Source organism: Burkholderia humptydooensis (genome assembly GCF_001513745.1).
GTDB lineage: Bacteria > Pseudomonadota > Gammaproteobacteria > Burkholderiales > Burkholderiaceae > Burkholderia > Burkholderia humptydooensis.
The window spans coordinates 3,416,991-3,429,124 of sequence record NZ_CP013380.1; the positions used below are offsets into that span (position 1 = coordinate 3,416,991).

Consider the following 12,134-nt stretch of genomic DNA (forward strand, 5'->3'; position numbering starts at 1 on the left):
CCAGCGGTCCAGATATGACGATGACGAACGAGCTTTTACAGCGCGCCCAGGAGCTTTCGAAGGTGGGCATGTTGCCTTACGCGTTGCTTGAACCTCGATACGCGCACGATGGCATTGGGGCTGCGCTCACAGTACGCGCGGCGCTCTACTTCAAAGGCGGCTACACGAGCGCTAAACGACAAGCGATTGCGGCCGCCTTCGACGCATACATCGCGCTTGCTCGCGGAGCCATTGAAGGCCAAGACAGCAATCCCGTCACATGGCTCTGGTTCAACGGCAAACGCGCATTGAGATTTGCGAAGGCGCCGTCCCTCCGGGCTCTCGAAAAACGAACGGGAGAAAACGAAGGATTCGACGCGTGCTATGTCGGCGGGGAGTCAGCGCGCGATGCCTCATATTTCGAATTCACGACGTTCTGTCTTGAGAAGTTCCAGGCTGACCTCGGTACACGCGGGCTGGATGTTGCCGTTTTCAGTTTGCCTAGTCCGTTCGTCCGCCAAGATCCCGACGCATTCGTAAAACTCTTCCTGGCAGTGGCTGCGATGCTCGAGGCGGTCCACGGGCACGCGGGGCTGGCGATAAATTTATCCCCTACCGGACGCACTGAAAACGAGAGCAGTGAATACTATCTAGCACAACGTCTCGGACCAGGCGTCGATATAGGCGACCCACTTGCCATGGAAGTCCGCGACCTCACGGACCGGATCAAAACCGTCGACTGGCTCACGCTCATCGACAAGGCGATGCTCGGGAAGGTCGGGGACATCGACGCGCTGCAATCCGCGTTGCCGAAAGACTGGTACGCCTTAGTGCCATGTGCGCAAGGGCTGATGATCCGCGCCGGTGTGGCGCCAGAAGCGGGCGTAGCTCACGCAGACACCGCGCCATCTGCTCCGCCTGCGTATGTCGTGCTCAATGCCGCCTTGCGCCCACTCGTTGCAGATACCGTTTCGATCCTTCAGCGTGGCACCGTGAACGGCGACGCTCCCGTCTACAACTCCAAGGCCAGCAGCAACGCCTGGCTTCGGCGTTTCGACGTATCCGAAAGCGAGTTGCTCAATGCCAAAGCGGCCGTGCTCGATACACCGAGACTTCCGCCGGCCGCCTAACGACTGCATGAATCCGCATCGTGGCGCATCAAAACGCACGATTTCCGGGCACCCCGACACGCCCGGAACCCCGCGCCACAAGGGCCGCCGAGCCGGACGGCCCGGTGCACTAAAACCCCCCCACTCAAGCGAAGCCCGCAGGCGAGGAGGGGACCGCGCAGAAGCCGCCGCAGCGGCCCGCCGGCGCGGGCGGGCCGGACCCTCAAATACCCCCCGTGCGACCGCGTCACGGCCTCATGGAGCCGCTCACGGCGTGCGGCTGGACCGCAGCCACCCCGCCATTGCCAAGCCGCTGTAGGCCCTCTATTCACGCCAACGAAATCGCCCTACCCCATTCGCGGCCTCGCGGCAACAGTGTTCGGGACAACGGGACGCTAGTCGGGACAACAGGACGCTAGACGGGACAACGGGACGCTAGTCGGGACACGAATGGGACAACGACGGGATACCCTATGCGCCGTCGCGCCGAGCGACTCAGCAGCTCGCGCTCGTCAGACGCAAAAAAGGGCCGCGCCCGGTTCTCCCGCGATTGCTATTGCGAGTTCTACTTCCTCCGGGAGCGGCGGTGCAGCGTACCTAGCGAGCCAGACTCCGTGCGATACTCAGACTAAGCGCGGCAATCGGCGCGTCGGAGCATTGATACGGCGGATGTTTCATATGAACGCGCCCACAAATACCACAATAAGGACCAAGACTAAGATGAGCGGAGTAGATAATTTAAGAGGCGTTGATTATCAAGTAGCCTATTCTCTTTTAATTACCCTGATAGCTCTGAAGGGCGACTTCGGAGACGCGTCCTCATTTAAATTCGAGAGCCTCACCGAAGACGAAGAGGACATGAATGTTTTTTTTGAAGACGGATCCTCCCACTTCATACAAGTAAAAAAGAGGAACGAAGGTTATCACTGGACACCAAGCGAACTGCGCGACATTTTCGAAAAATTTCACAATAAGAATTCAAAAAGCATCTCGGCTTTTTCATTCGTTTCAAATGCAGCAGGGAGCATCGACGTCGTAGAACTCAAAGAGGTGCTATCGGGCGAGAGGGAGTTATCTAAAGAAGCGATCGCCAAGTTTAAGCCCAAGAGCGTATCCGAAGAAAATTTTCTCAAACTCCTTGAGAAGATCAAAATATTCACAAGATTTCTACCCTCCAGCGACGACTCAAATCCAGCCGAGCTAATAGAAAAGCAAATAAAAGAAATATTGCAAAGGCACCCCTTTCAATTCGACGGCGAAGTAAACCCCCTATACCGAAATCTCTGGAAGGTAATTTTCGATCTATCGAAAGATTCAAGCCACATAACAAAAGCAGAATTACGGGAGACGTTCAACACCAATGGACTAACGTTTGCCTCCGAGCCATGGCTTTCAGTGCCCGAAGCCAGCACATATATTGAAAGAAGCGCCAGCAAAAAAACACTCAACAGCCTACTTGAGGACAAGAGTAAGCTGTACGTTATTTACGGCCTAAGCGGTGTAGGCAAAACCTCATTTACTGCTGATCTAACAAAGCACCTGATCAAGCTCGGCAAGCGTGTGTTTTGGTGCTCAATCAACAGGCTAACCACAATAAATGATTTTTCAAAACTTCTAGCAAGTTTCATGTCTTTTCATGGGGAACAACGACATGCGTCCGCGATCCTCGAAGCAGAAAGAGCCAACCTTGCCAAGGCAGTAGCCGCCTCTCTGAACACAAAAGACTCCTACTTTTTTCTCGACGGGATCAACAACCTATCGGAAGAACTAAGGCTGCTACTTGCGGATACCTTTGGGATATTTCTTTCCAAGATCGATAGTGGAAAGGTTATTTTAACCTCAACGGAAATTCCCGCACTTTATTTAGGCTCACACGTCGAACAAGGGCTGGTTATCGAGCACAACCTGCTTGGACTAGCCGCTCCGGAATGCGAGAAACTACTCCGGGAGAACGGTGTCGAGCTTGAAGAAACCGAATTAATGCAGCTTGTGCACACGGTTTCTGGGCATCCACTCTCTATCGCACTCTATTGCCAGCTTTTCTCCGAGAACAATGAAAGCTACCAAGGATTTGAAGAGCTGAGCGCCAAGACCGTCAGCGCAGCTCACGAGCATTTAGTGACAAGGGCAATCGAAAATCTACCGGATGAACAAAGGGGCGCAATACTACGCCTTTCAGTCATCCCATACAGCTTTTCATCAGACTGGATTGATGGATTTATTGCCTCAAGCCATTCTCTCAAATTAATTTTGAGAGAGCTGAGACGGAAGAGTCTGCTTACCTTCGACGGCCTGAATTATACAGTTCATGATCTAATTCGCTCTTCATGTCTAGGCTTGCTCTCCAAAAAAGAAACAGCCCACCACAATCGCGTGATGGCCGAGTTATTGCACACCGATCTCAACAAAGGATTGAAAAACGGCACCCACATACTATACGAAGATGGATTTAAATGGGCTTATCACGTGGAGAACAGCACTGACGCCGATTTGAGCGGAGGGATGCCAGAGCGTCTTTTGACGTTGAAGAACGAAGAATTAGACGCGCTTTGGGCCACAGACCGATACGGCTATCCATTCGACTACGTGACCGCTGATCTTTCTTCCAGCAACGAGAAAATTCAAAGACTATTAAAACTAGGGTTCGCGCAGCCATTCAATGGCAAACAGGACTCAAGCAGAGGACATCGCTCATACGAAGCAGTGGGGTTCGTCAACGATGAATTTGCCCATGTATTTCTCGTCTACCTTTGCATTTCTCGTGGAATATCGAATCACATGGGGTACATAGATACGTTTGAACCAAATTATGCCTGCGACAATCAGGCAGGGGTGATCTGCATATGGGAGCACTGTATTGAATTTATGCCATTACCTCCAATTACTAGGGCAGAGCACGCGAAGCATATCGAATTTTTGCGGGCGCAGTTTGCAGCTGGAGCATACGAAAAAAAGCCGCCTGAGATTCAGAAAATGCTTGCCGAGCAGATCGAAAATGGCATACCCGACGATGCCCCAGAAGAGCCGGACATCGAGATGGAAGCTGCGAAATGCCCGATATTTGGCCATTGTTGCCCTGGGGGTTCCGAGCAAGCGGCAGTGTGCAGAGCCGGCCTAAATGAAGAGGATCCAGATAACGACGTCGACAACTAGCGTCTAATTGGGGTTCGGCGCTTGAACCTTGGTGCCGCCCCCGAACTCACTACTGGACGGCAGCGCGACAAGGAAGCCGGGGCATCGTTGCGCACCGTCCTTCTCTTGCTGCCGCCTGCGCTACGCCACAAACGATCCATGTAGGCTCCGTCGCGCCATTCGTTTGCGCCCCGCAGCTTAATGCCAGATGCGGAACCGCGCGGGTGCGCGGGCGGTACAGACGCCAGCTTACTTAGAGACGGTTTCATAAAGACTGCTGGGCTCGCCGCAGGGTATTCCAGCAGATCAGGCAGCAGCCGAGTTTGAGGAACGCTTCATGAATGTCGGCGCGACGTTCAAAGCGAATACGTAGACGGCGGAAATGATGCAGCCAAGCATGAGTACGTTCGACGACCCAACGGACTTTTCCAAGGCCACTACCGTGCGGCTGACCGCGCCGCGCGATGCTGGTGGGGATGTTGCGCTCGTGAAGGATGCGTCGGTATTTGTCGTGGTCGTAACCACGGTCGGCGTAGACGCGGGCAGGACGGCTCAGAGGCCGTCCACGCACGCCGCCGATCGGCACAATGGCCTCGATCAGCGGAACCAGTTGGGTGACGTCGTTACGATTGGCGCCGGTCAGGATTGCCGCGATCGGCGTTCCGTTGGCGTCGGTGGCGATGTGGTGCTTCGACCCGGGTCGAGCTCGATCGGTGGGGTTCGGGCCAGTTTTTCGCCCGCCCCAACCGCACGAATCGACGATGAGTCGACGACCACACGGGAGAAGTCGATCTTCTCGGCTGCTCGCAGTTTCGCCAGCAGCACCGCGTGCAGTCGATCCCACACACCGGCTTGCTGCCAATCGCGCAGCCTGCGCCAACAACTTACGCCTGAGCCGCATCCCATTTCGGACGGTAAGTCGCGCCAACGAATGCCCGTCTTCAGCACAAAAAGGATGCCCGTCAAAGCCGCACGGTCCGCTACCGGCTTGCGACCGGGGTACTTGAAGCGGCGCGGCTTTGGCGGAGGTAGCAGTGCTTCGATCAGTGCCCACAGTTCGTCATCAATGATTGGCTTACCCATCTCCTTGGCCCGTCTGTCACGACGGCCAAGGTTAACAGGATGCTGAAAAAGTTAACAGCCCCTTGGACTCTTTTTGAAACCGTCTCTAAGTCGGCCCTGAACAATTCGTTTTGCTCAGCGAGGCGTTATGCCGTCGCTAGCGCGACCATCCCGCGATTGAGCAGCGCGGCAAGAATCGGGGCGTAAAAGCGCCGCAGTTTGCTAGCGTCCATTCCCATCGCGCCATCTCGCATCAGCCCGACCCAGCGGCGCAACGGGTTGTCGCCGACGCCCAGGGCACGTGCAATTCCGCGTGACGGTCGCACCGAGCTCGTTACACAGCCGCGCCGCTGCGCGCTTAGCTCAAATTCATCAGTGAACTGTCTTCTTGTTCTGCTCATTTTGTCCTCTCGAATTACAACAGCTTAGCTGATGCATCCGGGAAAACGGGGGCCAGCCCCATTGCCTTCGAGCATTACAACGAACAGCATCCTCATAGCGCATTGAAATATCGCTCGCCACGCGAGTTCCGACGCAGGGCCGAATCATCGACTCAAGTGTAAGGCCGCGTCCGGAGGTACGGGGACAAATCCACCATCGACGATGACACGCTCCCCGGCCATCCGATCCTCGGGAAGCGACCACACCGTATAGCCGATCCCTGCAGAACGACGTGAGGACAGTCGGCACCGACTCATATTGCATATCAGCCTAGCTGTATCGCAATAAATAGGCTCCATTCTGGTGCAGAACGAGCGAATGGATCGGAATTTTCCGCCTTAATTCCACTCCCCATCAAATAGCCGCCAAAAAAATTACTGACCATATCCATTGGCGTTCCTCGATTTCATGACGCCATATACCTTCGGATATCTTCACTCCATCGATTAGATGAATATTATGGCCTTCATGGTTTCGCTGTTATTACCAGATAAGAGCGATAGCGCAAACTCGCCGTGATCAGGCGATTCCCGCCCTTACCCAAATTCAGCAAGCACTAAAAACAAGGTTTCCCCGGCAGATTCCAGAGACGCCAACCGATCACACGTCTACGAGCGAGGTATCTCCATTCGAGTTGTTCCCGCAATAGCGCGGTCGCCGACCGCCCGTCCATTTCACCGAGCTTCATTTCTCGCGATCGTCACCGGAGGCATCCAATGAACCGAGTCCGCAATTCCGGCATCATGCATCCCGCACCTTTCTTCTCCGAATCGGAAGGACTGGAACGCAAGACAAAAATCGACCGATATCTCGACAAAAAAATGGAGGAATGGCGTCAGTCGATTCCCTATGCGTCACACATGAAAGACAAGAATATCAACATGAATTACTATCGCCGCACGTTGATCGAACATGTGTGGCGCATTCGCCTGTCGCGCGCGAGCCAAGCCAAGGCCATCTACAAAATCGCGCAGATTTCGCCGTCGGCTGCCCAGGACTATGCGCACTATCAAGCCGACGAAATGCTGCACGACAGGCTCTACATCCGCGATTGCGAGGCAGCCGGCGTATCGATCGAGGAAATCCTGAACACCGAGCCGTATCTGTCGACCAAGCTCTTCGAAGGCTTTTTCTACTACACCCTCGAGCACGAACACCCGATGGCACCCGTGGTATCGAACTACCTCGTCGAATACACGCAAGCCAAGCTGCAACCGGACATCGTGAGGAATCTTCAGTCGACGCTCGGCCACGATCTGATCAAGGGGCAAGAGGCACATCTCGTCGTCGACACGCGAGACGATCATTCGATGGAGATGTGGAAGATCCTCAACCAGCTCATCCTCAGCGAAGACGATTACGAGGCCGTATTCAAGTACATCGATGACGTTCAGGAGATTCTTGCGATGTTCTTCCGCGAAATCTACGAAGACACCGTGCTGGCGCCGCAGAAGTCCGCAGCCTGACCGCGACCGGGCGGCAGTGCGCGCCCCGGATGCCGGTTCGTCGGCATTGTCCCTTCCGCCTGCCGGTGCGCCGGCAGGCGGATCGCGTACGCGTTTCCAGAACCGATTCCTCGTTACAAGATCCGTGAAATTCAGATCAATTGGAGGAAGTATGTACTTACGTGTCGAACCGATTAAAACATTGGGGCGGGATATGAGGGTTCCCGCCTCGAAACCGGAGACCCAGCGCGCAATCGTCGCCGCCAGTCTCGCCCACGGCACCTCGGTCGTGCACAACGACCTGCGCTGCATCGAAACGGAAACGATGAAGGCCGCTTGCCGCAAGCTCGGCGCAACGATCGACGAAACCCCCGATACGCTGACGATCACGGGCATCGGTGGCCGCTTCAGCACCGACGTTCACGTCATCGACGCAAAAGGCTCCGGCCTCGTGTTTCGAACGATGATGGCGTTAAGCAGCATGCGCGGCATTCCGACGATTCTCACCGGTGACGCAACGCTGCGCCGGCGTGTGATGAAGCCGCTGTTCGACGCCCTTCACGCGCTCGGCGCAAACTTCACCTATCTCGGCGACGACGGCAAAGCACCCGTGATCAACTGGGGCAAGGCGCTTGACGGCTCACATTGCACGCTGGCGGGCGACATCAGCTCACAGTTCGTCACTGCGTTGCTGATGACCACTCCGCTCGGGCAGCGCGGCGTCGACATCCGGATCACGCCGCCCGTCCTGTCCCAGTCGTATATCGACCAGACGCTCGATTTCATGAGACTCGCCGGAATCGACGTGCAAGCCAGCCCGGACTACACCGCATACCGCGTATCACCGGGCGGATACCGGGCCTTCGACACGCATATCAACGCCGACTTCACTTCGCTATCCTACCTTCTGATGGCCTGCGCGCTCTTTCCGGGCGTCTATCGGATCGCCGGCATTCAGGAAAAGACATTGCAAGGAGAAAGACTCTTCGTCGACATCGTCGAGGCGCTCGGCGTCCGTCTGCGCTATGCGTCAGGCCACATGCTCGACGTGGACAGCTCGAATGCCGATCTTGAGGGGAATTTCGAATTCGACGTCAGCAGCGGACCCAACATCATTCCGACGCTCGTCGCACTGAGTCTCTTCGTCAAGGGGAAACTGACCGTGCGGGGCGGCTCGGTCACTCGCTTTCATAAATCGTCGCGCATCGAATCGATGGTGGGAGAAGTCCGCAAACTGGGAGCGGATATCGAGATCATTCGTCACCCTGACGGCCACACGGACGGCTTCGTCACGCGCGGCAGGGATCGCTACGCGGGCGGCGTTTCGCTCAGCAGCAACGGCGACCACCGGAACTTCATGTCGCTGTTCGTCGCCGCCTTGCGCTTCGACAACGCTTGCAGCCTCGACGGATATGCCGACGTGTCGTGCTCGTTTCCGGATTTCATCGACCAATTCCGCAAGCTCGGCGTGGAAAGCCTCGCCGCGGCCCACTACTACGTCGCCGCCGCGGACGACTGAATCGACGTTGTTGGACGGCGCCTCACGCGTCGTCATACTTCCTCCCCACCACCTCGGAGATGCCCGTGGACAATCGATTCAAACTCGACGGCAGCGATACGCATGCGTCGCAAGCCGACAGCCGCGCCCGATCGCAACGCCACGCGATGCCGTCGGAAAGTTCGTGTACGTCTCCCAAGCACCGTTGGCAACCCACCTCGCAGCCGACGCTGGACAGCGAATCCGGCCAGACTCCTCCGAAACTGTCGTCCCGGCAGCAACAAATCCTGACCTACATCATCCAGGGCTACCAGAACAAGGCCATTGCACGTCTGCTCGGCATCGAAATCGTGACCGTGAAGATGCACATCGGCGTGCTGTTCAAGAAGCTGGGTGTCCGGAACCGCACCACGGCGGCCGTGCGCGGCATCGATCTCATCCGGGACAAAATGGGTGAAGAATCGACCAACGTGTACTGAGCGAGCGCGAGGCTTGCGCCGTCTGCGAATCGTACACACCGTCATCCCTATTTCCCCGAACCCTGACAGACTCGTCCGAGTCATCGCCCGGCCTTCCGCCGAAAGGCCGGATCGTCCGAGCCCGGCTTCGACTTCCCATATCGTCGACCACGCGGGGACGAGGCGGCGGCGCGCGGTCCGCCGGGTGCCATCCGACATCGCCCGCCGCGCGCCCCGAACTCGATGCCGCCCCTCGTATGGAATTCACGCAATCCGATAGCGAGCGAGCGCCGCCTGGTCCCATTCGACGCCGCTTCCGGGCGTTTCGCTCGGAAGCGCATTCCCGTCGACGATCCGCATCGGCTCGGCAAGCACGGGATCAGCGTAGTCGTAATACTGCAACCAGTGCGCGGTCGGCGTGACCGCCATCAGGTGCGCGCTGAATTCCTGATAATTGTGCGTACTGACCGACAGTGACGCCGCATCGGCCAACGCCGCGCCGTGCAGCCAGCGCGACACGCCGCCGATCTTCATCAGATCGAACATCAGCAGATCCGATGCGCCGGCGGCAATGCACTTCGCAAGCTCGCTCGTCCCGAAGCAATTCTCGCCCATCTGGATCGGCGTGATCGTTTCGCGCGCAATGCGCGCATGCCCTGCGTAGTCATCCTGTCGGGTCGGCTCCTCGATCCAGCCCAATCCGAACTCGTCGAGCGCGCGGCAACGGCGAATCGCCTCGTCCAGCGTCAATCCCTGGTTGTAGTCGACGCATAGCATCGACTGATCTCCGAGCACGGATTTCACCGCTCGGACGACTTCGAGGTCCTGTTCGAGCGTCACGTAGCCGATCTTGATTTTCATCGCGCGGAAACCGCGCGCCAGCGATTGCTCCGCGAGCCGGCAGCTAGCGTCGACGCCGAGCATGCCGATGCTCGAATAAGCCGGAACGGGCTGTGGCGCGCCGCCGAGCGCACGGACGAGCGGCACGCCGAGCGCGCGGGCGTGCGCATCCCAAAGCGCCATCTCGACGCCGGCCACCGCCATGCTGACGAGCCCGGTATTGCCGACCAGATGGAAATACGACTCGAGCAGATCGCGCGCATCAAGCGGGGCGAGCCGCTTTCCTTCGAGCAGCTCGCCGAACGACGCGATCAGCGTCGACAATGGCTTGAGCACGATCGGCGTGAATACGAACAAATAGGCATGGCCCGTCACCCCCTGCTCGGTATGCAGGTCGATCAACACGAACGGCGCGTCCGCGATCAGGCCGCTCGCCGTGCGGATGGGGTTCGACATCGGCAACCGCACCGCGGTGGCCGTCAACTCGCGAAACGTCAATACAGACGACATGACCCCCCTCCCTCGTCTTGCGCGTCGGCCCCGGCTCGGCGACGAGTCGCCATGCGCCGGGCGCCGCCGCCCGAACCGTCAGAACTGCGCGCATACGACGATGAGCCCGGAGGTGACGAGCGTCAGCCCCCAGCGCTCGAACGCGCCGAGTTTTTCGCGCAGCAGCTTGCGCGACACCAGATAACTGAACAGCACCTCGATCAGCCCGAGCGTGCGCACATCCGCCGCGCCGTGCAACGCGAGCGCGGTCAACTCCCCGATCGTCGCGAGCGCGCCGACCGTTCCGACCGTCAGCGAAAAACGCCAGATCCGAATGATCGTGAGCAACCCCGAGCGATTCGTCAGCACCAGATATCCGCCCAGCAGGACCGACTGGATCAACTGCGCCCACAGCACACCCCATGCGCCGTTCAGCCACGGCGTAATGCCCGGTTGGTGCAGCGCCGCTGCGCGATAGCCGACCGCCATCAGCGCGAACGACGCCCCCGCGCCCAGACCATAGACGGCGGACAGGCCCAGCCGGCCGCCCGCACTCGCAGCCGCCGCGTGCTGCCCAGGTTTCGGACAGGTCAGCAGGATCACGCCGAACATCGCGATCAGCATGCCGAGCATCGAGATCCGGCTCGGCGCTTCATGCAGGACCAGCAGCGAGAACAACGCCACTTGCAACGGTTCGGTCTTCGAGAAAGCCACCGACACGACGAAATTTCGCTGCTTCATCGCCATCAGCAGCAACGCGGTGCCGCCCAGTTGCGCGACCGCGCCGAGCGTCAACCAGCCCGCCCAGGCAGGCGTGACGATGGGTAGCCCGCCCGCCGCCCGCCATAACAGCAGCACCCAGAGCAGCGAAAACGGCAAGCCGTACAAAAAGCGCACCAGCGTCGCCGGCAACGTTCCCGCCTGCTCGGTCAGGCTGCGCTGCGCGGCATTGCGCACGGTGCGCCCGAACGCGGCGCACAGCACGATAGGCACCCACGCCCATTCCCATACGGTCGAGACTTGCAACGGCATCTCCATAGTTATCCGCATGACTCGATCGACGATCGGGTCGTGCAGACAGCCACACCCGCCCGCGTTCCGCATGCTTGCGAACCACGAAATCCGCGTCTTGCGAACGGATTCATTGCGCCCGCTTCCACACCGATATCGGCACATCGCCGTTCGGACGCGCGACGACGCGATAGCTCAATTCGTCGCCGTTCAGTTCATACGTGCGCATTTGCCGTTCGCCCTCCCAGTTCGGAAATGACGCATGCTGAACATGAAAAGCCAGCGAGTGCGCGGCATGGTCGATTTCGATCGTGCCGAAGTGCGTGCTCGATCCCATCACCGCATCCCTGTATTCTGCATTCGTTCCCGAGCGCTTGTCGCCCGAAACGAAGCGCTTGCGTTCCGCCTTGAATATCTGCACCGAATAACGTCCCTCGCGATCGATCATCATGAGGCCGGACGGCGCGGTGCCGTAATCCCTGGCACGCGTGCCGTCCGGATGTTCGACGTCCGCTGCGACAAGGGTCCAGGTGCCGGCAAGCGACGCCGCAGAATCGCCCGCGGCGAATACCGCCGGCGTCGCGAATATCCCTGCGGAAATTGCCAGCGCCATTGCCGATTTAATCAGCGTTCGCCCTTCTGTCATGTTCAAACTCCCGAATCGTCATCC

General features: G+C 58.2%; 11 protein-coding genes and 1 pseudogene. 6 read left to right on the forward strand and 6 right to left on the reverse strand.

What is annotated here, in order from left to right; all coding sequences use genetic code 11:
• Positions 1 to 14: 14 nt before the first annotated feature.
• On the forward strand, positions 15 to 1,109 hold the full coding sequence (locus AQ610_RS15280) for a type VI immunity family protein (protein ID WP_006024678.1): 1,095 nt from the start codon (positions 15 to 17) through the stop codon (positions 1,107 to 1,109).
• Positions 1,110 to 1,766: 657 nt separating this feature from the next.
• Complete coding sequence (locus tag AQ610_RS36120) at positions 1,767 to 4,241, forward strand: hypothetical protein (RefSeq protein WP_144411953.1); 2,475 nt, start codon at positions 1,767 to 1,769, stop codon at positions 4,239 to 4,241.
• Between the two features lie 244 nt (positions 4,242 to 4,485).
• On the opposite strand, the gene AQ610_RS31870 is transcribed toward AQ610_RS36120, so the two are convergent.
• Together AQ610_RS31870 and AQ610_RS38395 are read right to left on the reverse strand one after the other, a co-directional pair.
• A protein-coding gene (locus tag AQ610_RS31870) for an IS5 family transposase (protein WP_085954781.1) occupies positions 4,486 to 5,303 on the reverse strand; the annotation gives its coding sequence in 2 pieces (ribosomal slippage) (positions 4,486 to 4,955 and positions 4,955 to 5,303; 819 coding nt in all).
• A gap of 125 nt (positions 5,304 to 5,428) precedes the next feature.
• On the reverse strand, positions 5,429 to 5,683 hold the full coding sequence (locus tag AQ610_RS38395) for a transposase (protein WP_144411954.1): 255 nt from the start codon (positions 5,681 to 5,683) through the stop codon (positions 5,429 to 5,431).
• 54 nt (positions 5,684 to 5,737) lie between these two features.
• Between AQ610_RS38395 and AQ610_RS38400 the strand changes: the two are divergent.
• Positions 5,738 to 5,845 (forward strand): annotated as a pseudogene (locus AQ610_RS38400) (integrase core domain-containing protein); the annotation flags it as partial.
• Positions 5,846 to 5,988: 143 nt separating this feature from the next.
• Here the strand turns inward: AQ610_RS38400 and AQ610_RS37905 are convergent.
• Positions 5,989 to 6,114 (reverse strand): hypothetical protein, encoded by a 126-nt coding sequence (locus tag AQ610_RS37905; RefSeq protein WP_257721670.1) that lies wholly within the window; start codon positions 6,112 to 6,114, stop codon positions 5,989 to 5,991.
• 325 nt (positions 6,115 to 6,439) lie between these two features.
• Between AQ610_RS37905 and AQ610_RS15290 the strand changes: the two genes are divergently transcribed.
• The 3 genes from AQ610_RS15290 to AQ610_RS15300 all read left to right on the forward strand — a co-directional run bounded on the left by AQ610_RS15290 (position 6,440) and on the right by AQ610_RS15300 (position 9,145).
• Positions 6,440 to 7,189, forward strand: coding sequence for a hypothetical protein (locus AQ610_RS15290; RefSeq protein ID WP_006024676.1), 750 nt, complete (start codon positions 6,440 to 6,442; stop codon positions 7,187 to 7,189).
• Between the two features lie 151 nt (positions 7,190 to 7,340).
• The gene (locus AQ610_RS15295) at positions 7,341 to 8,687 is read left to right on the forward strand and encodes a 3-phosphoshikimate 1-carboxyvinyltransferase (RefSeq protein WP_043282023.1); all 1,347 of its coding nucleotides are present in this window, start codon (positions 7,341 to 7,343) and stop codon (positions 8,685 to 8,687) included.
• Between the two features lie 59 nt (positions 8,688 to 8,746).
• A complete protein-coding gene (locus AQ610_RS15300; RefSeq protein ID WP_231748928.1) occupies positions 8,747 to 9,145 on the forward strand; it encodes a response regulator transcription factor in 399 nt (132 codons plus the stop codon).
• Positions 9,146 to 9,388: 243 nt separating this feature from the next.
• Here the strand turns inward: AQ610_RS15300 and AQ610_RS15305 are convergent, their stop codons facing one another.
• From AQ610_RS15305 to AQ610_RS15315, 3 genes are all read right to left on the reverse strand, one after another.
• Positions 9,389 to 10,474, reverse strand: a complete 1,086-nt coding sequence (locus tag AQ610_RS15305) for an enolase C-terminal domain-like protein (RefSeq protein WP_009916522.1) — start codon at positions 10,472 to 10,474, stop codon at positions 9,389 to 9,391.
• Between the two features lie 78 nt (positions 10,475 to 10,552).
• Positions 10,553 to 11,491: an EamA family transporter gene (locus AQ610_RS15310; protein ID WP_009916521.1), complete on the reverse strand. Its 939-nt coding sequence runs from the start codon at positions 11,489 to 11,491 to the stop codon at positions 10,553 to 10,555.
• Between the two features lie 103 nt (positions 11,492 to 11,594).
• Positions 11,595 to 12,110: a lipocalin-like domain-containing protein gene (locus tag AQ610_RS15315; protein ID WP_043282021.1), complete on the reverse strand. Its 516-nt coding sequence runs from the start codon at positions 12,108 to 12,110 to the stop codon at positions 11,595 to 11,597.
• Between the last annotated feature and the right edge of the window lie 24 nt (positions 12,111 to 12,134).